Origin of the sequence: Nocardioides luteus, from assembly GCF_014648595.1 — a bacterium.
Classification (GTDB): domain Bacteria; phylum Actinomycetota; class Actinomycetes; order Propionibacteriales; family Nocardioidaceae; genus Nocardioides; species Nocardioides luteus.
This window is the reverse complement of the sequence record NZ_BMRK01000014.1, coordinates 1-19,590: the sequence shown is the minus strand read 5'-3', so window position 1 is coordinate 19,590 and position 19,590 is coordinate 1. Positions and strand designations below refer to the sequence as shown.

General features: G+C 70.7%; 20 protein-coding genes. 16 read left to right on the top strand and 4 right to left on the bottom strand.

Features of this window, described 5'->3' with window-relative positions; all coding sequences use genetic code 11:
* The first annotated feature begins 193 nt into the window (after nt 1–193).
* From IEY81_RS16815 to IEY81_RS16800, 4 genes are all read left to right on the top strand, one after another.
* Complete coding sequence (locus tag IEY81_RS16815; RefSeq protein ID WP_229787937.1) at nt 194–979, top strand: DUF1684 domain-containing protein; 786 nt, start codon at nt 194–196, stop codon at nt 977–979.
* Between the two features lie 75 nt (nt 980–1,054).
* A complete protein-coding gene (locus IEY81_RS16810; RefSeq protein ID WP_229787936.1) occupies nt 1,055–1,954 on the top strand; it encodes a GNAT family N-acetyltransferase in 900 nt (299 codons plus the stop codon).
* Between the two features lie 47 nt (nt 1,955–2,001).
* Nucleotides 2,002–3,501, top strand: a complete 1,500-nt coding sequence (guaB, locus tag IEY81_RS16805; protein WP_189119642.1) for an IMP dehydrogenase — start codon at nt 2,002–2,004, stop codon at nt 3,499–3,501.
* Nucleotides 3,502–3,666: 165 nt separating this feature from the next.
* Nucleotides 3,667–4,467, top strand: a complete 801-nt coding sequence (locus IEY81_RS16800; protein ID WP_189119641.1) for a DUF1684 domain-containing protein — start codon at nt 3,667–3,669, stop codon at nt 4,465–4,467.
* A gap of 10 nt (nt 4,468–4,477) precedes the next feature.
* Here IEY81_RS16800 and IEY81_RS24255 read toward each other — a convergent pair whose 3' ends face one another.
* On the bottom strand, nt 4,478–4,669 hold the full coding sequence (locus IEY81_RS24255; RefSeq protein WP_229787935.1) for a hypothetical protein: 192 nt from the start codon (nt 4,667–4,669) through the stop codon (nt 4,478–4,480).
* Nucleotides 4,666–5,892, bottom strand: coding sequence for an MFS transporter (locus IEY81_RS16795; protein ID WP_229787934.1), 1,227 nt, complete (start codon nt 5,890–5,892; stop codon nt 4,666–4,668). Before IEY81_RS16795 ends, IEY81_RS24255 begins: the two co-directional genes overlap by 4 nt.
* 117 nt (nt 5,893–6,009) lie before the next feature.
* Here IEY81_RS16795 and IEY81_RS16790 point away from each other — a divergent pair, with 117 nt between their 5' ends.
* Nucleotides 6,010–6,837, top strand: a complete 828-nt coding sequence (locus tag IEY81_RS16790) for a helix-turn-helix transcriptional regulator (protein WP_189119640.1) — start codon at nt 6,010–6,012, stop codon at nt 6,835–6,837.
* Between the two features lie 3 nt (nt 6,838–6,840).
* Here the strand turns inward: IEY81_RS16790 and IEY81_RS16785 are convergent, their stop codons facing one another.
* The gene (locus tag IEY81_RS16785) at nt 6,841–7,638 is read right to left on the bottom strand and encodes a helix-turn-helix domain-containing protein (RefSeq protein ID WP_189119639.1); all 798 of its coding nucleotides are present in this window, start codon (nt 7,636–7,638) and stop codon (nt 6,841–6,843) included.
* A gap of 63 nt (nt 7,639–7,701) precedes the next feature.
* On the opposite strand from IEY81_RS16785, the gene IEY81_RS16780 reads away from it, so the two are divergent.
* The gene (locus tag IEY81_RS16780; RefSeq protein WP_189119638.1) at nt 7,702–8,175 is read left to right on the top strand and encodes a DUF3224 domain-containing protein; all 474 of its coding nucleotides are present in this window, start codon (nt 7,702–7,704) and stop codon (nt 8,173–8,175) included.
* On the opposite strand, the gene IEY81_RS16775 is transcribed toward IEY81_RS16780, so the two are convergent.
* Nucleotides 8,160–8,867 (bottom strand): winged helix-turn-helix transcriptional regulator, encoded by a 708-nt coding sequence (locus IEY81_RS16775; RefSeq protein WP_189119637.1) that lies wholly within the window; start codon nt 8,865–8,867, stop codon nt 8,160–8,162. The two genes, IEY81_RS16780 and IEY81_RS16775, sit on opposite strands and share 16 nt — an antisense overlap.
* Before the next feature lie 180 nt (nt 8,868–9,047).
* Here IEY81_RS16775 and IEY81_RS16770 point away from each other — a divergent pair, with 180 nt between their 5' ends.
* The 10 genes from IEY81_RS16770 to IEY81_RS16725 all read left to right on the top strand — a co-directional run bounded on the left by IEY81_RS16770 (nt 9,048) and on the right by IEY81_RS16725 (nt 19,378).
* The gene (locus IEY81_RS16770) at nt 9,048–9,866 is read left to right on the top strand and encodes a class I SAM-dependent methyltransferase (protein ID WP_189119636.1); all 819 of its coding nucleotides are present in this window, start codon (nt 9,048–9,050) and stop codon (nt 9,864–9,866) included.
* A gap of 60 nt (nt 9,867–9,926) precedes the next feature.
* Nucleotides 9,927–11,033, top strand: coding sequence for a GuaB3 family IMP dehydrogenase-related protein (locus IEY81_RS16765; protein ID WP_189119635.1), 1,107 nt, complete (start codon nt 9,927–9,929; stop codon nt 11,031–11,033).
* 412 nt (nt 11,034–11,445) lie between these two features.
* Complete coding sequence (locus IEY81_RS16760; protein WP_189119634.1) at nt 11,446–12,201, top strand: SDR family oxidoreductase; 756 nt, start codon at nt 11,446–11,448, stop codon at nt 12,199–12,201.
* Nucleotides 12,201–12,977 (top strand): SDR family oxidoreductase, encoded by a 777-nt coding sequence (locus IEY81_RS16755; RefSeq protein WP_189119633.1) that lies wholly within the window; start codon nt 12,201–12,203, stop codon nt 12,975–12,977. The genes IEY81_RS16760 and IEY81_RS16755 overlap by 1 nt, the downstream gene beginning before the upstream one ends.
* Nucleotides 12,974–13,978 carry an NADPH:quinone oxidoreductase family protein gene (locus IEY81_RS16750; RefSeq protein WP_189119632.1) on the top strand — a complete coding sequence of 335 codons (1,005 nt, stop codon included), beginning with the start codon at nt 12,974–12,976 and terminating at the stop codon, nt 13,976–13,978. The genes IEY81_RS16755 and IEY81_RS16750 overlap by 4 nt, the downstream gene beginning before the upstream one ends.
* Nucleotides 13,975–14,637, top strand: a complete 663-nt coding sequence (locus IEY81_RS16745; RefSeq protein WP_189119631.1) for an HAD family hydrolase — start codon at nt 13,975–13,977, stop codon at nt 14,635–14,637. Before IEY81_RS16750 ends, IEY81_RS16745 begins: the two co-directional genes overlap by 4 nt.
* On the top strand, nt 14,634–15,671 hold the full coding sequence (locus IEY81_RS16740; protein ID WP_189119630.1) for a phosphotransferase family protein: 1,038 nt from the start codon (nt 14,634–14,636) through the stop codon (nt 15,669–15,671). Before IEY81_RS16745 ends, IEY81_RS16740 begins: the two co-directional genes overlap by 4 nt.
* Before the next feature lie 2 nt (nt 15,672–15,673).
* The gene (locus tag IEY81_RS16735; RefSeq protein ID WP_189119629.1) at nt 15,674–16,894 is read left to right on the top strand and encodes an acyl-CoA dehydrogenase family protein; all 1,221 of its coding nucleotides are present in this window, start codon (nt 15,674–15,676) and stop codon (nt 16,892–16,894) included.
* Between the two features lie 214 nt (nt 16,895–17,108).
* Nucleotides 17,109–18,296 (top strand): acyl-CoA dehydrogenase family protein, encoded by a 1,188-nt coding sequence (locus tag IEY81_RS16730; RefSeq protein WP_189119628.1) that lies wholly within the window; start codon nt 17,109–17,111, stop codon nt 18,294–18,296.
* Nucleotides 18,293–19,378, top strand: a complete 1,086-nt coding sequence (locus tag IEY81_RS16725; protein ID WP_189119627.1) for an acyl-CoA dehydrogenase family protein — start codon at nt 18,293–18,295, stop codon at nt 19,376–19,378. Before IEY81_RS16730 ends, IEY81_RS16725 begins: the two co-directional genes overlap by 4 nt.
* Nucleotides 19,379–19,590 lie beyond the last annotated feature (212 nt).

Below are 19,590 nucleotides of genomic sequence, written 5' to 3'. Positions count from 1 at the left end.
CTGGGCTGATCCAGTACTGAGCCCCCCTGGGCTGATCGAGTACTGAGCCCTTCGGGCTGATCCAGCAACCGCCCTCGGTGGTCCCGCCAGGACCATCGAGGGCGGTTCGCCCGTCCCGGTGGGCGGTGCGCCAGAGTAAAAGTCCGCGTTCATTGCAAGACCTGGCAACGCAAGTCTTTGTAGAGTGCGGCGCGTGACTTTCGAGCAGGCCTGGCAGCGTTGGCGCGACCAGCGGGAGGCCGAGCTCAGAAGTCCCGAAGGTTTCCTGGCAATCACCGGCCTGCACTGGCTGGGCCCGAGACCCCAGCGTTTCCACGGCATCCCGGGCATCTGGTCGAACGGGCCGGAGGGTGCTGTCGTCGATCTCGGCGACGGGGAGTGGCTCGAGCTGGGTGGCACCCGGCTGTCCGGACGGTACGTCTTCGGCCACGTCGACCCGTTCGGCGTGATCGCGACCTTCGACTCCGGCACGGTCGAGGTCGCCGACCGGTTCGGCACCCCGGTGCTGCGGCCCCGGCAGCCCGACGGGCCGTTCCTGCGCGACTACACCGGCACACCGACGTACGCCCCGGACCCGGCGTGGCGGATCGTCGCCGACTTCACCGCCTACGAGACGAGCCGCCCCATCTCGGTCGGCTCCGTGGTGGAGGGCCGCTCGAGCGTCATCGACGCGGTCGGGGAGGTCGCCTTCGAGGCCGCCGGGCGGCCGCAGCGGCTGATCGCCTTCGACGGCGGCGACAACGAGCTGTGGCTGCTGTTCACCGACGAGTCCAGCGGCGTGACGACGTACGCCGCCTGTCGGCAGCTCGCCGTTGAGCAGCCCGTGGACGGCAAGGCCGTCCTCGACTTCAACCGGGCGGCCAACATGCCGTGCGCCTACACGATCCACGCCACCTGCCCGCTGCCGCCGGCGACCAACCACATCGACGTGCTCGTCGAAGCAGGCGAGAAGACTCCGCCCCGGCCGCCCGCGGACTGAAGGTTCAGCAGCGTTTAACAGCGTTTAACGGACCTGAAACGGCGAGAAAGGCAGACTGAGCCCATGGCGGGGACGATGTTGTGGAGAGTACGAGCGACGCTGCCGGACCGACCGGGGGCACTGGCGGCCCTGGCGCAGCGCTGTGGCGAGGCCGGGGTCAACATCCTGGGGATGCAGATCTTCCCGGGGCTGGAGCAGGTCACCGACGAGTTCGTGCTGCGTACTCCCGAGGGCTGGGGCGAGCCCGAGATCTGCGATCTGATCACCGCCTCGGGCGGCGGTGAGATCGTCGTCCAGGCCGCCAACGAGGCTGCGCTGGCCGACCAGCCGACGCGCTACGTTCAGGCCTGCCGTCACGTCCTGGAGCGGCCGATGTCGTTCCCCGAGGTGGTCGCCCAGTTCTTCGACGCCGAGGCCGAGGCACCACCCGGGATCGTCCACGACACCATGGAGCTCCGCGTCGCCGACGTCGACGTCCAGCTGCACCGCACCGCCCCGTTCACCGCCACCGAGCACGCCCGCGGCGCCGCGATGGCCGACCTGGTCAACGACGTCCTCGACCGCACCCGGGAGTCGGCGGCGATCGGCACCACCCCGCCCGTACGCCGCCTCGGCACCGGCAGCACCCCGGATCTGGTCGTCGCCGGAGAGACGGTGACCGCCATGATCGACGGCGTGGCCGTCGGCCTCGGCGAGGTCCTCGGGCCGGTGGAGGACGACGAGCACGTCCGCCTGGTCAACCTGCGCGTCGACCCGGCCTGGCAGCGGCGCGGGATCGGCACCCGGCTGCTGGTCGACACCGCCCGGCTGGCCCACATGGTCGGCGCCGACGAGATCCTGCTGACCACCCAGTCCGACAACCAGGCGGTGCTGCCGATGGTGCTCGCCGCCGGGATGCGCGGCCGGATCCGGATGGCCGGCGACCTGCTGACCGTCAAGGTGCCGGTGCGGGACCTCAAGCCGCTCGACCGATGAGGTCTCGCGTTTTCGATCCGGCGGGAGCCGGAACGTAGGATCTCTTCATGGAGATCCCGGAGAAGTTCGCGACGCTCGGCCTCACCTACGACGACGTACTCCTGATGCCTGGATATTCGGATCTGGCGCCGTCCGACATCGATACGACTTCCCGGCTGACCCGTGAGATCGACCTTCGGGTGCCGCTCATCTCCGCGGCGATGGACACCGTCACCGAGTCGCGGATGGCGATCGCGATGGCCCGCCAGGGCGGCATCGGCGTGCTCCACCGCAATCTCTCGATCGAGGACCAGGCCTACCAGGTCGACCTCGTCAAGCGCACCCAGACCGGGATCATCTCCAACCCGGTCACCATCGGCCCCGACGCGACGCTCGAGCAGCTCGACAAGCTCGCCGGCGAATACCGGATCTCCGGCTTCCCCGTGGTCGACGTCGACCGCAAGCTGATCGGCATCATCACCAACCGCGACCTGCGGTTCACCCCGGTCGCGGAGTGGGCGACCACGAAGGTCGACGAGGTGATGACCTCGCGCGACCTGATCATCGGCCCCTCCGACATCGACCGCGTCGAGGCCACCAAGCTGCTGCGCCAGCACAAGCTCGAGCGGCTCCCGCTGGTCGACGAGGACGGCCGCATCACCGGCCTGATCACCGTCAAGGACTTCGTGAAGTCCGAGCAGTTCCCCAACGCCTCCAAGGACGCCCAGGGCCGGCTGCTCGTCGGTGCGGCCATCGGCTACTTCGGCGACGCCTGGGAGCGGGCGACCACGCTCATCGAGGCCGGTGTCGACGTGCTCGTCGCGGACACCGCCCACGGCAACGTACGCATGCTCATCGACATGGTCCACCGCCTCAAGACCGACCCGGCGACCAAGCACGTCCAGGTCATCGGCGGCAACGTCGCGACCAAGGAGGGCGCCCAGAGCTTCGTCGACGCGGGCGCCGACGCGGTCAAGGTCGGGGTCGGGCCCGGCTCGATCTGCACCACCCGCGTCGTCACCGGTGTCGGCGTGCCGCAGATCTCCGCGGTCTACGAGGCCTCGCTGGCCTGCAAGCCGGCCGGCGTCCCGGTCATCGCCGACGGCGGCCTGCGCTACTCCGGCGAGATCGGCAAGGCGATCGTCGCCGGCGCCGACGCGGTGATGCTCGGCTCGATGCTCGCCGGCACCGAGGAGGCGCCGGGCGAGACGGTGCTGATCAACGGCAAGCAGTTCAAGGCCTACCGCGGCATGGGCTCGATGGGCGCGATGTCCTCGCGCGGCAAGAAGTCCTTCTCCAAGGACCGCTACTTCCAGGCCGAGGTCACCGACGACGACATGATCGTCCCCGAGGGCGTCGAGGGCCAGGTCCCCTACAAGGGCTCGCTGGCCACCGTCGCCCACCAGCTCACCGGCGGCCTGCACCAGACGATGTTCTACGTCGGTGCGCGCACCGTCGCCGAGCTGCAGGAGAAGGGCCGCTTCATGCGGATCACCTCCGCCTCGCTCAAGGAGAGCCACCCGCACGACATCCAGGTCACCGCAGAGGCGCCCAACTACCACTTGTGAGCCTGTCCCTGGACGAGCCCCGGACCACTCGGTCCGGGGCTCGTCTCGTCCCCGGACCGATGCGACGTACGACGAGATCATCACGATGTGGCAACTGCGGGCACGAAATCGCCCGCGCGGGAGTTCAATCCGAAGGCGGCGATCTGACACCTTCCGGGAGGACCCATGACTGCCATCGACGACACCGAGACCTTCGCCCAGGACTGGGCGGTGTGGCACGAGGAGCACGAGAAGAGACGGGCCTCGCCCCACGGGTTCCTCGCGATCACCTCGATCCGCTGGCTCACCGAGGAGCCCGAGACGTACGACGACGTGCCGGGCGCCTGGTCGAGCGGCCCGGACGGTGTCGTCGTCTCGCTCGCACCGGGTGAGGCGATGGTCGTGGACGGCGTCGAGATCACCGGCCGGCACTCCTTCGGCGTCATCGAGGAGGGTGGCGGGACGACTGCGGCGTTCGGCGACGCGGTCGTCGAGATCGCGAACCGCGGCGGCAGCGACATCATCCGCCCGCGCCACCCCGACAGTCCGGTGCTGACCGGCTACCGCGGCACCGAGGCGTACGCACCGGACGTGGCGTGGGCCCGGCCCGGCCGTTTCATCGCCTTCGAGATGCCGATCACGACCACCGTCGGATCGGTGGTCGACGGCCTGGAGCACGTCTACGAGGCGGTGGGCGAGATCGAGTTCGAGGTCGCCGGGGCGCTGCACCGGCTGACCGCCTTCCCCGGCGCCGCGCCCGGCTCCCTGCACGTGCTGTTCACCGACGAGACCTCGGGACGGACGACCTACCCCGCGAACCGCACGTTGTCGATCGACGCCCCCGACGCGGACGGCACCGTGGTCATCGACTTCAACCGCGCGACCAACCTGCCGTGCGCCTACACCGACCACGCCACCTGCCCGCTCCCGCCGCCCGAGAACCGGCTGTCCGTGGCGATCGAGGCGGGGGAGAAGAAGCCGGCCTGACGGAACGGCCTCAGGCCGGGCGGGCTGCTGCGCGCCGAGGACGCAGACCGGCAGCCACCAGCAGCGCGGCGACCAGCACCAGACTCGCGTTGACCGCGATCGCGACCTGCAGAGCACCGAGAGAGGTGACGCCGCCGGCGGCGGTGGCGACCGTGGACATGATCGGGATGCCGAGAGCGATCGCGACCTGCTGGGTCATCATGCCAGGCCGGTGGCCAGCCCCTGCTCGTGGTCGGGGAGCCCGGAGGTCACGGCGATCATGAAGCCGACGATCGCGGCGACGTGCCCGATGGCACCGACGAAGGTCATCAGCCCGACGAACCAGAGCCAGCCGACCGAGGGCCCCACGAGGACGAGTACGCCGGTGGTGGCCGCCTGGACGAGGAGCCCGCCCGCGACGGTGGTGCGCAGTCCGAACGCTTCGACCAGCCGCGGCGCGACGGACCCGCCGATGATCGCGCCCAGCCCCATCGCGACGAGCATCAGCCCGGTCTGCAGGGCGTCGAGGCGGAGGACGTGCTGGAGATACATGGTCAGCACGAAGACCAGCGAGGACTCGAAGGCGAAGGTGGCGAAGCCGGCGACGTTGCCGAAGCCGATCGTCCTCCGGGTGAGGATCCGCAGCGGCACCAGCGGGTGCGGGTGGCTGCCCTCGGCCCGCCAGAAGACGCCCAGCAGGACCACGCCACCGACGAGAGCCGCCAGGCCCCACGGGTCAGCGAGACCCGCCTCGCCCAGCCGGGTCGCGCCGTAGACCAGCGCCAGCAGGCCGCTGGTCACCAGCACCGCACCGGGGACGTCGAGCCGCGACCGCTCGCGGTCGGCGGAGTCCCGCAGCACGAACGGCGCGACGGCGACCACCAGCAGCGCGATCGGCACGTTGACCAGGAACGCCCAGCGCCACGAGAGCAGGTCGGTGAGCACGCCGCCCAGCACCGCGCCGGCGGTGAACCCGGTCGACATCACCACGCTGTTGAGTCCGAGCGCGCGCTGGCGCAGCGGGCCCTCGGGGAAGGAGACGGTCAGGAGCGAGAGCGCGGCCGGCGTGACCGCGGCGGTGGCCAGACCCTGGGCGACCCGCGCGGTGAGGAGCACCTCGGGTGAGGTGGCCACCCCGCCCAGCAGCGAGGCCGCGCCCAGCGCGACCATGCCGATCAGGAAGACCCGGCGCCGGCCGACGTAGTCGCCGATCCGGCCGAAGAGCAGCGTGAACCCGGCCGCGCAGAGCGCGAAGGCGGTCGCGATCCACTGCACGTGGGCCTCGGCGAAGCCGAGGCTCGCGCCGACGGTCGGCAGCGCCACGTTGAGGATGGAGAAGTCGACGGTGAGGGTGAACTGAGAGGCGAGCAGCAGCAGGAGCACCAGCAGCTGTCCGCGGGACATGGTGGCCGGGCGTACGGGCTCGGCCTGGAGGGTCGTGGTCATGGCTCAACGCTCGTGCGGATCGGACCGGGCAGCCAGACGCCTGTCCTGCCACCCACCGGCCTGCCTGGCACCGACAGGGTCAGGAAGAAATCCGCGGCGCGCGGCACTATGAGAAGCATGACGACCGAGCTCGGAGAGTTCCTGCGCAGCCGCCGTGCGGCGATCAGCCCCGAGGAGGCCGGGCTGGTCTCCTACGGCGCTCGCCGGGTGCCGGGGCTCCGGCGCGAGGAGCTGGCGATGCTCGCCGGTGTCTCACCGACCTACTACACCCGTCTCGAGCGGGCCGACCACCACAATGCCTCCGACGCGGTGATCGACTCGCTCGCCCGGGCGCTGCGGCTGGGCCCCGAGGAGCACGACCACCTGCGCCGGCTGGCACGTCCCGGGACCGCCGCCCCGGCCCGCTACCGCGTCGAGCGCCCCCGGCCGAGCACCGCGCGGCTGATCCAGGCCACCTCTGGTCCGGCGCTGCTGATCGACCACCGCAACGACGTGCTCGCCTGGAACCGGCTCGGCCACCTGCTGATGGCTCCCGACCTGCCCTTCGAGCAGACCGAGGACGTCGAGAACCGACCCAACATGACCAGGCGCTTCTTCCTGGAGCCGAAGACTCGCGACCTGTGGGTGGATCAGGCCGCCATCGCCAGCTCCCACGTCGGGTTCCTCCGCTACTCCTCCGGCCTCCACCCCGACGACCACCGGCTCAGCTGCATGGTCGGGGAGCTGACCCAGAAGAGCGACGAGTTCGCGGAGCTGTGGGCGCAGCACCCGATCAACGACTGCGGCTACGGCGTCAAGAAGTTCCAGCACCCGATCGTCGGGCGCTTCGACCTGGAGTACGAGGCGCCGGTGATGCCCGAGACCAGCCACCGGATGTGCCTCTACCACGCCGAGGCCGGCAGCCCTGCCGCTGATGCGCTCGAGCTGCTCGACCGACTGGGGTAGGTCTCAGAGATCTCTGGCGTACGTCGCCGGGGGAGCGCCGACGACGTCCCGGAAGGTACGCACCAGGTGGGCCTGGTCGCTGAAGTCGAGCTCCGCTGCGACCTGGGCCCAGTCGACCTCGCCGGAGTGGGCGCGGGCGGCGACCTCCAGCACCCGGAACCGCTGGACGACCCACTTCGGCCCGATCCCGACGTACTCGCTGAAGAGGCGCTGCAGCGAGCGCAGGCTCAGACCCACCTGGTCGGCGAGCTGCTCGGCCCGGGTGATCGAGCGGTCGACCTCGGCCAGGGCCACCCAGCCGCGTACCTCGTCGGCGACCGGGTCCGCCGGGAGGCCGACCTCGAGCAGGTAGGACTCCATCGCGGCGACCATCTCCCTCGGTTCGGTCGCCGAGAGGATGCGGTCGGCGGCCGGACGGTCGTCGACGCCGAGCAGGTCCTGGGCGGGGAGGACCTGATCGGCGATGGCGCTGACCCGGCTGCCGAGCACCGGACGGAAGAGGCCGGGCAGGAACGAGACGCCGAGGGTGTGGCCGCGTCCGACGAGATGCCGCACGAACGGGCGCCGGCCGATGCCGTGCACGAGCAGCCGGCCGTGCTCGGCGGCGACGTGGATGCGGGGCTGGGGGATGACCTGCTGGTCGTGCGGGTGCTCGAGCTCCCAGCCGACGTACCAGTGGTAGTCGACGTGTCCCGCGAGGTCGGGCGCGGCCACGAACCGCTCGGTGGTGATCGTCCGCGCCGCCGTCACCGGCCGCACGATCGCGTCGGGATAACCCTTGCCCTCCACCTCGCCCGCCATGTCGTCAACGATATGGCGCGTTCCTTCAATCCTGCGCCCTGGTTTCTCGAGCAGGCTGGACCCATGACCGAACAGATCTCCGAGAAGACCTACAGCAACAAGGTGAGCACCACGATGAGCGTCGCCCGCTGGCACGAGAAGGCCTACGTCGACATCGACGGCGAGGGCACCCGGATGGGCGACGACGTCTACATCCCGCACCGCGGTCTCACCACGTCCGAGACCGACTACACCTACACCGGCGAGATCGAGGGCACGGGAGTCGCCCGGATGATCGGCGCCTACGGCAACCCCGCCGGCGGAGCCGTCTTCGAGGCGTACGAGCAGTTCACCGGCTCCGTCGCCGGCCAGGAGGGCACCTGCGTGTGGCGGATCAGCGGCACGTACGCCGACAAGACCGTCCGCTCGCACCTCACCGTCATCCCGGGCCTCGGCACCGGCGGCCTGGAGGGCCTCGTCGGCGAGGCCGACATGGTGCTCTCCGAGGAGGGTGGCGGCGAGGCGTACGGCTTCGTGCTCTCCTACGACTGGAGCTGACCGCTCGGCTGGAGCTGGCGGCGGGGGCGGGGGATGCTGGCGGCGGAGGACTGACCGAGCCAGAACGGGAGGGCGCGGCGTACCTCCTCGACTGCGGAGATGGTGACCATCTCGGCGCGGAGGGCCATCGGCCAGGCGAGGTCGCCGCGCCAGATCTCGGTGAGGGTGCGCAGGCTGCAGGTGACCCGCGCGTCGATGTCGAACCCGGGGTCGAAGTCGCAGACCTCGGCCTGGCTGCCGGAGACCACGAGCCACCAGCGGGCGACCTTGGGCTCGACGTCGGTGAGGCGGAACTCGACCACGGTGCGCCGGCGCGGCCAGACGTCGATCGGGATCGTGCGGCGCATGTCCCAGAAGAGCAGGTGGGGGTCGAGGTCCGCCTGGCCGAGCGAGCCGACCCAGCGGGTGCCCCACTCGTGGAGGGCGGTGACGACGGTCGCGAGCTCCTGGCCGCTGTCGGTGAGGTGGTAGGACGTACGCTTCCCGTGGCCGCGCTGCTCGATGATGCCGGCACGCTCGAGGGTGCGCAGACGTTTGGAGAGCAGTGCCGGCGACATCTTCGGTACGCCTCGGCGGAGCTCGTTGAAGTGGGTGCTGCCGAGCAGCAGCTCGCGTACGACGAGCAGCGTCCACCGCTCGTCGAGCACCTCCATGGCCTTCGCCATCGGACAGAACTGGCCGTATCCCGCCATCGGACCGCCTCCCCTGCAGCCCGAGATTCCCTGTCCCCAGTAGAACGCCGACGGGGACGGGTGGCAAGTACAGATCCTGAATCTCGAAGGGTTCAGATCCGGCACTATCCGGCGGTGCGGGCAGAGGGCGACGCTGGAGCCTCCAGACCACCTCTCGGGTCGACGTCTTTGGAGGAAGACATGACCGCAACACCAGTCCAGCCCGACCTCAAGGCCCGCCACCGGGCGATGTGGGGGCTGGGGAACTACGCCCGGGTCGCCGACGAGCTCATCCCCGAGCTCGGCCAGGTGCTCGTGGAGGCCTGTGAGATCGGACCGGGCGACCACGTGCTCGACATCGCCGCCGGCACCGGGAACGCCGCCGTCCCCGCCGCCCTCGCCGGTGCGGAGGTGACCGCCAGCGACCTCTCGCCCGATCTGCTCGAGATCGGACGGTCCCGGGCGGCCGAGGCAGGTGCCGAGTCGGTCACCTGGCAGGAGGCCGACGCCGAGGCGCTGCCGTTCGCCGACGGCGAGTTCGACGTCGCGATGTCCTGCGTCGGGATCATGTTCACGCCGTTCCACGAGAAGTCCGCCGCCGAGCTGGTCCGGGTCGTGCGCCCGGGCGGCCGGATCGGACTGATCAGCTGGACCCCGGAGGGGTTCATCGGGCAGATGTTCGCGGCGATGAAGCCGTTCATGCCGCCGCCGCCCGAGGGCGCGCAGCCGCCGCCGAGGTGGGGCGACGAGGAGCACGTACGCGGTCTGCTGGGGGACCGGGTCGGCTCGTTCCGGGCCGAGAAGCGGACCGTCTCGATCGACTCGTTCGCCACCGGCGCCGAGTTCCGCGACTTCTTCAAGGCCTGCTACGGACCGACGATCGTCGCCTACCGCGGCATCGCCGACGACGCGTCGCGAACGGCCGAGCTCGACGCCGCGCTCGCCGAGCTCGGGGACCGTTACGTCGACTCCGGAACCATGAGGTGGGAGTACCTGCTGGTCACCGCCGTACGCAGCTAGGTCCGGCTGCTGCGTGTGGGCTTTCCGATCTCGATCCGGTGGCATGGAACAATCCGTCATGTGACTGAGATCGAGATCGGCCGGGCCAAGCGAGCACGACGGGCGTACGCCTTCGACGACGTGGCGATCGTGCCGTCGCGACGCACCCGGGACACCACTGAGGTGAGCACCGACTGGCAGATCGACGCCTACCGCTTCGACATCCCGGTGCTCGCCGCGCCGATGGACTCGGTGATGTCGCCGGCGACCGCGATCGCGATGGGGCGGCTCGGCGGGCTCGGGGTGCTCAACCTCGAGGGCGTCTGGACCCGCTACGACGACCCGCAGCCGCTGCTCGACGAGCTGGCCGAGCTGAGCGGTGTCGACGCGACCCGGCGCCTGCAGGAGATCTACGAAGCCCCGATCCGGGCCGAGCTGATCACCGAGCGGCTCCGCGAGGTCCGCGCCTCGGGCGTCACCGTGGCAGGGGCGCTGTCGCCGCAGCGCACGAAGGAGTACGCCAAGGCCGTCGTCGACGCCGGCGTCGACCTCTTCGTCATCCGCGGCACCACCGTCTCGGCCGAGCACGTCTCCTCGCAGGCCGAGCCGCTCAACCTCAAGGAGTTCATCTACGAGCTCGACGTGCCGGTGATCGTCGGCGGGTGCGCGACCTACCAGGCCGCGCTCCACCTGATGCGCACCGGCGCGGCCGGTGTCCTGGTCGGCTTCGGCGGCGGTGCCGCCCACACCACCCGGACGGTGCTGGGGGTCGCGGTGCCGATGGCCTCTGCCGTAGCCGACGTCGCCGCCGCGCGTCGCGACTACCTCGACGAGTCCGGCGGCCGCTACGTACACGTCATCGCCGACGGCGCCGTCGGCCGCTCCGGCGACATCGCCAAGGCGATCGCCTGCGGTGCCGACGCGGTCATGGTCGGTAGCCCGTTCGCGCGCGCGACGGACGCCCCCGGCAAGGGCTTCCACTGGGGCAACGAGGCTCACCACCCCGACCTCCCCCGCGGAGAGCGCGTCGCCTTCAACCCGGTCGGCACCTTCGAGGAGGTCCTCTACGGCCCCTCCCACGTCGCCGACGGCACCATGAACCTCGTCGGCGCCCTCAAGCGCGCGATGGCCACCACCGGCTACACGGACCTCAAGGAGTTCCAGCGGATCGAGGTCGTCGTCGGCTGACCCGCCGCCGAGAGGTCGCTCCCGCAGGCCGAGACGTCACCCTGGTGACGTCTCGGCCTGTTTGTGTGACGCCTCGATACGTGACCTGGGGGCTTTCCCGCCATCGCGGAATCTGATCCCGGTCGAACCCTGCCGAGACGTCGCGTACGTCGGTCGAGACGTCAGGAGATGACGCTTGGGTTGACGGGGGTGACGTTTCGGCCGACGGCGGTGACGCTTGGGTCGACGGGGGTGACGCCTCGACCAACGGCAGTGACGCTTGGGTCAACGGTGGTGACGCCTCGACCGACGGGGCCGACTTCTCGGCACCAGATGGACACCCGCCTTCCATGTTCATGGGCGACCCCGTAGAGTGACCGCTGTCACCACCTAAGCAAGCGCTTAGATTAGCCGAGCACACGAGGGATTGAGCATGTCGAGGTTCGAGGGACGTACAGCGATCATCACCGGGGCCAGCCGGGGGATCGGGCTGGGGATCGCGCAGCGGCTGGTGGACGAGGGTGCGAAGGTCGTCATCACCGCCCGCAAGCCCGAGGCGCTGGCCGAGGCGGTCGAGTCGCTCGGTGGCGAGGAGGTCGCGCTCGGCATCGCCGGCAAGGCGGACGACCCGGCCCACCAGGAGGAGGTCGTCAAGGCTGCGATCGACACGTTCGGGAGCGCCGACCTGCTGGTCAACAACGCCGGCATCAACCCGAAGGCCGGCGGCCTGATCGACATGGACCGCGACTCGGCCCGCAAGACGATCGAGGTCAACTGCCTCTCGCCGATCGGCTGGACCCAGCAGGTCTGGCGGCAGTGGATGTCGGAGCACGGCGGCTCGGTCGTCAACATCTCCTCGGTGGCCGGCCTCGCGCCGACCCCGCTGATCGCGACGTACGGGGCCTCCAAGGCGATGCTCAGCTACATCACCCAGGAGCTCTCGGTCGAGCTCGGCCCGAAGGTGCGCGTCAACGCGATCCTCCCGGCGGTGGTGAAGACGAAGTTCGCCGAGCTCCTCTACGAGGGCCGCGAGGAGGAGGTCTCGGCGGCCTACCCGCTCAAGCGCCTCGGCGTCCCCGAGGACATCGCCGGTGTCGCCTCCTTCCTCCTCTCCGAGGACGCCGGCTGGATGACCGGCCAGCTCGTCACCGTCGACGGCGGCCTGACCCTCGCCGGCGGGCGCGTCTGATGCCGGTCGCACCCGGCAGCACCGCCGTCGTCACCGGCGCCGCGGGCGGGATCGGCCGTGCGCTGGCCGCCCGCCTCGTCGCCGAGGGCGTGCGGGTGGTGGTCAACGACATCGACGAGGTACGCCTGGCCGAGACCGCCGAGCAGATCGGCGCCCACCCGGTGGCCGGTGACGCCGCCTCCGTCGAGGGCGTCCAGCGACTCGTCGACGAAGCGAAGGCCCACCTCGGCCAGATCGACGCGTGGTACGGCAACGCCGGCATCGACCGTGGCATCGGCCTGGACTGCCCCGAGGAGGACTGGGCCGCCTCCCACGAGGTCAACGTCATGGCCCACGTCCGCGCAGCGCGGCTGCTGGTCCCGGAGTGGGTCGAGCGGAAGGCCGGGCGCTACGTGGTGACCGCGAGCGCCGCGGGTCTGCTGACGATGATCGGCGCGCCGACCTACTCGGTCACCAAGCACGCGGCCGTCGCCTTCGCGGAGTGGCTCTCGGCGACCTACCGCCACCACGGCGTCGTCGTCCAGGCGATCTGCCCGCAGGGTGTGCAGACCGGGATGCTCGAACGTTCCGGCGTGATGAAGGACCTGCTCAGCCGCGACACCGCGCTCACCCCCGAGCAGGTCGCCGACGCGGCCTGGGAGGCGACCACCGACGACCGCTTCCTGGTGCTCCCGCACCCGGAGGTCGGCGACTACTACGCCGCGCGGGCGACACAGACCGACAAGTGGCTCAGCGGGATGAACCGGCTCTGGCAGCACGTGGAAGGACAGGTATGAAGGCGTGGCGGATCGGCTCGCTCGGCGAGCCCAAGGACGTGATGCAGCTCGAGGAGGTCGCCGACCCGACCCCTGGGCCCGGACAGCTCGTCGTGAAGGTGCTGGCCAGCCCGGCCAACTTCCCGGACGTGCTGATGGCCCGCGGGCTCTACCAGGTCAAGCCCGAGCTGCCGTTCACCGCCGGGGTCGAGCTGTGCGGTGAGGTCGTCGCGCTCGGCGAAGGGGTCTCGACAGGCTCGACCTCCGGACTCCAGGTCGGTGACCGGGTGATCGGCGGCGCCGCGCTGCCGTACGGCGGCTTCGGCGAGCTCGCGCTGATGGACGCCGCGACCACGTTCCCGGCCCCCGAGGCGCTCACCGACGCGGAGGCGTCGAGCCTCTACATCGGCTACCAGACCGGCTGGTTCGCGCTCCACCGCCGCGCCCACATCCAGCCGGGCGAGACGCTGCTGGTGCACGCCGCGGCCGGCGGCGTCGGCAGCGCCGCGATCCAGCTCGGCAAGGCGGCCGGCGCCACCGTGATCGGTGTCGTCGGCGGACCGGAGAAGGCCGAGGTCGCGAAGAAGCTCGGTGCGGACGTCGTGATCGACCGCCACGAGGAGGACTTCGTGAAGGTGGTCAAGGAGGTCACCGGCGGCAAGGGCGCCGACGTCATCTACGACCCGGTCGGCGGGGACACCTACGACCGCTCGACCAAGTGCATCGCCTTCGAGGGCCGCATCCTGATCATCGGCTTCGCCGGCGGCCGCATCCAGGAGGCCGCGCTCAACCACTCGCTGATCAAGAACTACTCGATCGTCGGGCTCCACTGGGGCCTCTACAACACCCTCGCGCCCGAGCTCGTCAACGAGTGCCACGCCGAACTCACCCGGATGGCTGACGAGGGCTCGATCAAGCCGCTCGTCAGCGAGACGCTGGCGCTGGAGCAGGTGGCCGAGGGCGTACAGCGCCTGGCCGACGGTGTGACCGTGGGCCGGGTCGTCTACGAGGCGGACTCATGACCGAGAGGGTGACCGACCGCCGCCTCCGGGCCGTCATCTTCGACTACGGCGGCGTGCTGACCACGCCGATCGGCGACTCGATCCGGGCGTGGCTGAAGGCCGACGGCATCAAGCCGGAGAGCTTCACGAAGGTGCTCAAGGAGTGGCTGGGACGCTACGCCGACGCCGGCACGCCCATCCACCTCCTCGAGCTCGGGGAGCTCTCGGTCAAGGAGTTCGACCGGCTCTTGGCCGCCCGGCTGGAGACGTACGACGGCAGCCCCGTCGATCCCGAGGGTGTCCTGTCCCGGCTATTCGCCGGGATGCGGCCCAACCCGGAGATGTTCGCGCTGGCCGAGGAGCTGCGCGACGCCGGCGTCCGGCTGGCCCTGCTCTCCAACAGCTGGGGCAACTTCTACCCGCGCAAGCAGGTCGACGCGCTCTTCGAGGTGGTGGTGATCTCCGAGGAGGTCGCGATGCGCAAGCCGGAGCCGCCGATCTTCGACCGCACCCTGAGCCGGCTCGGCCTCACCGCAGGCGAGTGTCTCTTCATCGACGACGCCGAGCCCAACGTGCTCGGCGCACGCGCGGTCGGCATCGACGCGCTGCTCCACACAGACCCGGCGAGCACCCGCGCGGCGCTCGCCCGCATGATCCCCACCCTCGGAGGTGCCGCGTGACTGAATCCCTGCCCGGACTCGACCTCGACCGGCTCGGGCCCTGGTTCGCCGAGCACGTCGAGGGGGTCTCGACCGGCGTCGAGCTGAGCGCCACCCACATCTCCGGCGGCAAGTCCAACCTGACGTACGCGGTCTCCGACGGCACCCACGAGTGGATCGTCCGCCGCCCGCCGCTGGGCCACGTGCTCGCCACCGCCCACGACATGAAGCGCGAGCACACCGTGATCAGCGCGCTGCACGACACCGCCGTGCCGGTCCCGGAGACCTACGCGTTCTGTGCCGACGAGGAGGTGCTCGGGGCGCCGTTCTACGTGATGGAGAAGGTCGACGGTCGGCCCTACCGCTACGCCCGCGAGCTCGAGCCGCTCGGCGCCGAGCGCACCCGGGCGATCTCCGAGCAGCTCATCGACGTGATGGCCGCGCTGCACTCGGTCGACCCGGCAGAGGTCGGGCTGAGCGAGTTCGGCCGCCCGGAGGGCTTCCTCTCGCGACAGGTCAAGCGCTGGAAGAAGCAGCTCGAGGCCTCCTACTCCCGCGACCTGCCCGCCGCCGACGAGCTGCACGCGCTGCTCGAGGCTCGGGTGGGCGCGGCCGAGGCCGCCTCGAGCGGCCCGGGGATCGTGCACGGCGACTACCGGCTCGACAACGTGCTCACCTCCGCCGACGACCAGATCCTGGCCGTCGTCGACTGGGAGATGGCCACGCTCGGCGACCCGGTCACCGACCTGGCGATCCTGCTCACCTACCAGCAGATGGCCTCGGTCTCCGGCGACGACACCGTGACCGACGTCAGCAACGCACCCGGCTGGCTCTCCGAGGACGAGATCATCGCCCGCTACGACGCCGCCAGCCACCGCGACCTGAGCGAGTTCGGCTTCTACCGCGGCCTCGCCGCCTACAAGCTCGCCGCGATCCTCGAAGGGATCCACTACCGCTACCTCAAGGGCCAGACCGTGGGGCCCGGCTTCGACAAGATCGGGGACGGGATCCACCCGCTCCTGGACATGGGCATCAACGCGATGAAGGGACAGTAAGCGTGGACTTCGCACCTGACGCCAAGACCGAGGAGCTCGTCGCCTCGGTATGGGACTTCCAGAAGACGTACGTCGAGCCCAACGAGGCGGTCTTCGAGGAGCAGCTCGCGGCCCTCGACGACCGGTGGGCCTGGGACAGCGTCCCGGTCCTCGCCGAGATCCGCGCCGAGGCCCGCAAGCGTGGTCTGTGGAACCTCTTCCTGCCCGGTGAGGGCGGGGCCGGGCTGACCAACCTGCAGTACGCCCCGCTGGCCGAGATCACCGGCCGCAGCCACCTCGCCCCGGCCGCCTTCAACTGCGCCGCGCCCGACACCGGCAACATGGAGGTGCTGCACCAGTTCGGCGACGAGGCGCAGAAGAAGGAGTGGCTCGAGCCGCTCCTCGCCGGCGAGATCCGCAGCTCCTTCGCGATGACCGAGCCGGCGGTGGCCTCCTCCGACGCCACCAACATCGAGACCTCGATCGTGGCCGACGGCGACGAGTACGTGCTCAACGGGCGCAAGTGGTGGATCACCGGCGCGATGAACCCGAACGCGAAGATCTTCATCGTGATGGGCAAGACCGACCCGTCCGCCGAGCGCCACAAGCAGCAGTCGATGATCCTGGTGCCGCGCGACACCCCAGGCCTCACGATCGAGCGGGGCATGGAGGTCTTCGGCTACGACGACCACGACCACGGCGGTCACGCCGAGTTGGTCTTCGAGGACGCCCGCGTCCCCGCCGCCAACCTGATCGGCGCCGAGGGCATGGGCTTCGCGATCGCCCAGGCCCGTCTCGGCCCCGGCCGCATCCACCACTGCATGCGCTCCATCGGCCTCGCCGAGCGGGCGATCGAGCTGATGTGTGCGCGGGTCGAGGACCGGGTCGCCTTCGGCAAGCCGCTCTCCGAGCAGGGCGTGATCCGCGACTGGATCGCCGAGTCCCGCGTACGCATCGAGCAGCTCCGTCTGCTCGTCCTCAAGACCGCCTGGCTGATGGACACCGTCGGCAACAAGGGCGCCCACACCGAGATCCAGGCCATCAAGATCGCCACTCCGGCGACCGTCCAGTGGATCCTCGACAAGGCGATCCAGGCCCACGGCGCCGGCGGCCTCTCCCAGGACTTCCCCCTGGCCAAGGCGTACGCCGGCATCCGCACGCTCCGCTTCGCCGACGGCCCCGACGAGGTCCACAAGAACGCCCTCGCCAAGGCCGAGCTCCGCAAGCAGGCCGCCCGCCGCTGACCGCTCGACCCCGGAGGTCGAGCCTGTCGCGACCACTGTGAGCGACACCCCGGCCCCCGGAGGTCGAGCTTGTCGAGACCCCCATACGCGACACCCCGGCCCCCCGGAGGTCGAGCCTGTCGAGACCCCCATACGCGACACCCCAGCCCGCGGAGGTCGAGCCTGTCGAGACCCCCACGAGCAACACCAACACCCATCAGAGAGCAGAGGTGTGATGACCCCCGAAGAGCTCACCACGCGGGTCGAGGAGTTCCTCGCCGCGCACGACCCGGCGACGACACCGCCGTCGGAGTTCCTGCACGCCCGCTACCGCGCCGGTCTGGCGTGGGTCGCGTTCCCCGAGGGCGAGGGCGGTCTCGGCGCCTCCCGGGCCCTGCAGCCGCTGGTCTCCGACCTCTTCGAAGCAGCCGGCGCCCCCGACAACAACCCGCGGCGCAACGGGATCGGGCTCGGCATGGCCGCACCCACGATCCTGGCGTACGGCACCGACGAGCAGAAGGCACGCTTCCTGGAGCCGCTGTGGTGCGGGGAGGAGATCTGGTGCCAGCTCTTCTCCGAGCCCGGCGCCGGCTCCGACCTCGCCGGCCTGGCGACCCGCGCCGTGCTCGACGGCGACGAGTGGGTCGTCAACGGGCAGAAGGTGTGGACCTCGGGGGCCCACAACGCCGACTTCGCGATCCTGGTCGCCCGCACCGACCCGGACGTCCCGAAGCACCGCGGCCTGACCTACTTCCTGTGCGACATGCACGATCCCGGCGTCGAGGTGCGGCCGCTGCGCCAGATCACCGGCGAGGCGGAGTTCAACGAGGTCTTCCTGACCGACGTACGCATCCCCGACGCCCACCGGCTCGGCGCCGTCGGCCAGGGCTGGGAGGTCGCCAACGCCACGCTCAACAACGAGCGCGTCGCCATCGGCGGCGCCGCCATGCCCCGCGAGGGCGGGATGCTCGGCGTGGTCGCCGAGTCGTGGCGTACGCATCCGGAGAACCACACGCCGGAGCTGCGCGACCGGCTGCTGAAGCTGTGGATCGAGTCGGAGGTCGCCCGGCTGACCGGTGCTCGTCTGCGGCAGAAGCTCGCCGTGGGTCAGCCCGGGCCGGAGGGGTCGGCCATGAAGCTGACCTTCGCGAACGTCAACCAGCGCCTCACCGGCCTCGACCTCGAGCTCCGCGGCGAGGAGGGTCTGCGTTACGAGGACGGCGACGGCTGGGCGATGGTCCGGCCCGAGCACGTCGACTTCGCCGGCCGCGACGCGGTCTACCGCTACCTGCGGGCCAAGGGGAACTCCATCGAGGGCGGCACCTCGGAGATCCTGCGCAACATCGTGGCCGAGCGAGTCCTCGGCCTCCCCGGTGAGCACCGGGTCGACAAGGACGTGTCGTGGAAGGACATCCCCCGATGAGTGACGACGTGAACCTGCTCGACAGCGAGCTCGACGCCGACCTGCGCGCCACGGTCAGGTCCTACCTGGCGGGCCGTTGTGACCCGGCCGAGGTGGTCAAGGCGTACGACGGCGACAGCTCCCTGACCGCGGACCTATGGAAGGGCCTCTCCGCCGACCTCGGTCTGGCCGGCCTGCTGATCCCGGAGTCCCACGGCGGCGCCGGAGCGTCGGCCCGCGAGACCGCCGTGGTCCTCGAGGAGCTCGGCCGCGCGGTCGCGCCGGTGCCGTTCCTGACCAGCGCCGTCGTCGCGACCTCGGTCCTGCTCGCCGCGCCCACCGAGGCCGGCTCGACGCTGCTCGGCGGACTCGCCGCAGGGGAGCGTACCGCGGCTCTGGCCCTACCTCTCCCGGCCACGTCCGCTTCGCCCCTGCAGCCTGGCGAGACCGAGATCCGTTCGGTGGCCGGTGCCGTCGAGGCCGACACGCTCCTGGTGCCGGTCGCGACAGCGGCTGGCGTCGAGGTCCGTGCGGTCCCGGCCGCGCAGGCGGAGATCACCCCGGTGAGCTCGCTCGACATGACTCGCCGGCTCGCGGACGTACGCCTCGACCCGGCCGCCGGCGAGGTCGTCGTCGCGGCGGAGGACGGCGAGAAGGCCGTACGTGCCGGACTGCTCGCCGGGGCCGCGCTGATGGCCTCCGAGCAGGTCGGCGTCGCCCAGTGGTGCCTGACCACGACGCTTGAGTACCTCAAGGTCCGGCGTCAGTTCGGCCGAATCGTCGGTGGCTACCAGGCGCTCAAGCACCGGCTCGCCGATCTCTACACCAGCGTCGAGGGTGCCGGTGCGGCCGCGCGCTACGCAGCCGGAGCCCTCGCGCTCGGAGACCCCGAGGAGAGCGAGATCGCGACCCGGGTGGCCGCCGCGTACTGCGGCGATCTCGCCGTCACCGCGGCCGAGGAGGCGGTGCAGCTCCATGGCGGCATCGGCATGACCTGGGAGCACCCCGCCCACCTCTACCTCAAGCGGGCCAAGGCCGACCAGATCGCGTACGGCCTCCCGGGGCTTCACCGCGACCGCCTGGGAGCCTTGGTGAACATCTGACCCTTCGTCGGTCGAGCCCGCGAGCGCTAGCGAGCGTGTCGAGACCAACACGGTCCCATCGAGCGCGGATGGACCGTGTTGGTCTCGACACGCTCGGCCGCAGGCGGCCTCCCGGCTCGACCACCGCATGCCCCCCGCTGGTCGAGCCGCCGGAGCCGCTAGGTGTACCCGGCCATGAGGTTGGTGACGGGTCGTTGACGTGGAGAGAGCCT

What these genes read in the sequence shown, in the direction of transcription:
- IEY81_RS16745 (WP_189119631.1), top strand. Translation starts at nt 13,975, where the DNA reads ATGACCGAGAGGGTGACCGACCGCCGCCTCCGGGCCGTCATCTTCGAC.
- IEY81_RS24255 (WP_229787935.1), bottom strand. Translation starts at nt 4,669, where the DNA reads ATGATGACCCAGCAGGTCGCGATCGCTCTCGGCATCCCGATCATGTCC.
- IEY81_RS16790 (WP_189119640.1), top strand. Translation starts at nt 6,010, where the DNA reads ATGACGACCGAGCTCGGAGAGTTCCTGCGCAGCCGCCGTGCGGCGATC.
- IEY81_RS16725 (WP_189119627.1), top strand. Translation starts at nt 18,293, where the DNA reads ATGAGTGACGACGTGAACCTGCTCGACAGCGAGCTCGACGCCGACCTG.
- IEY81_RS16785 (WP_189119639.1), bottom strand. Translation starts at nt 7,638, where the DNA reads ATGGCGGGCGAGGTGGAGGGCAAGGGTTATCCCGACGCGATCGTGCGG.
- IEY81_RS16750 (WP_189119632.1), top strand. Translation starts at nt 12,974, where the DNA reads ATGAAGGCGTGGCGGATCGGCTCGCTCGGCGAGCCCAAGGACGTGATG.
- IEY81_RS16760 (WP_189119634.1), top strand. Translation starts at nt 11,446, where the DNA reads ATGTCGAGGTTCGAGGGACGTACAGCGATCATCACCGGGGCCAGCCGG.
- IEY81_RS16800 (WP_189119641.1), top strand. Translation starts at nt 3,667, where the DNA reads ATGACTGCCATCGACGACACCGAGACCTTCGCCCAGGACTGGGCGGTG.
- IEY81_RS16755 (WP_189119633.1), top strand. Translation starts at nt 12,201, where the DNA reads ATGCCGGTCGCACCCGGCAGCACCGCCGTCGTCACCGGCGCCGCGGGC.
- guaB (WP_189119642.1), top strand. Translation starts at nt 2,002, where the DNA reads ATGGAGATCCCGGAGAAGTTCGCGACGCTCGGCCTCACCTACGACGAC.
- IEY81_RS16770 (WP_189119636.1), top strand. Translation starts at nt 9,048, where the DNA reads ATGACCGCAACACCAGTCCAGCCCGACCTCAAGGCCCGCCACCGGGCG.
- IEY81_RS16795 (WP_229787934.1), bottom strand. Translation starts at nt 5,892, where the DNA reads ATGACCACGACCCTCCAGGCCGAGCCCGTACGCCCGGCCACCATGTCC.
- IEY81_RS16780 (WP_189119638.1), top strand. Translation starts at nt 7,702, where the DNA reads ATGACCGAACAGATCTCCGAGAAGACCTACAGCAACAAGGTGAGCACC.
- IEY81_RS16730 (WP_189119628.1), top strand. Translation starts at nt 17,109, where the DNA reads ATGACCCCCGAAGAGCTCACCACGCGGGTCGAGGAGTTCCTCGCCGCG.
- IEY81_RS16775 (WP_189119637.1), bottom strand. Translation starts at nt 8,867, where the DNA reads ATGGCGGGATACGGCCAGTTCTGTCCGATGGCGAAGGCCATGGAGGTG.
- IEY81_RS16810 (WP_229787936.1), top strand. Translation starts at nt 1,055, where the DNA reads ATGTTGTGGAGAGTACGAGCGACGCTGCCGGACCGACCGGGGGCACTG.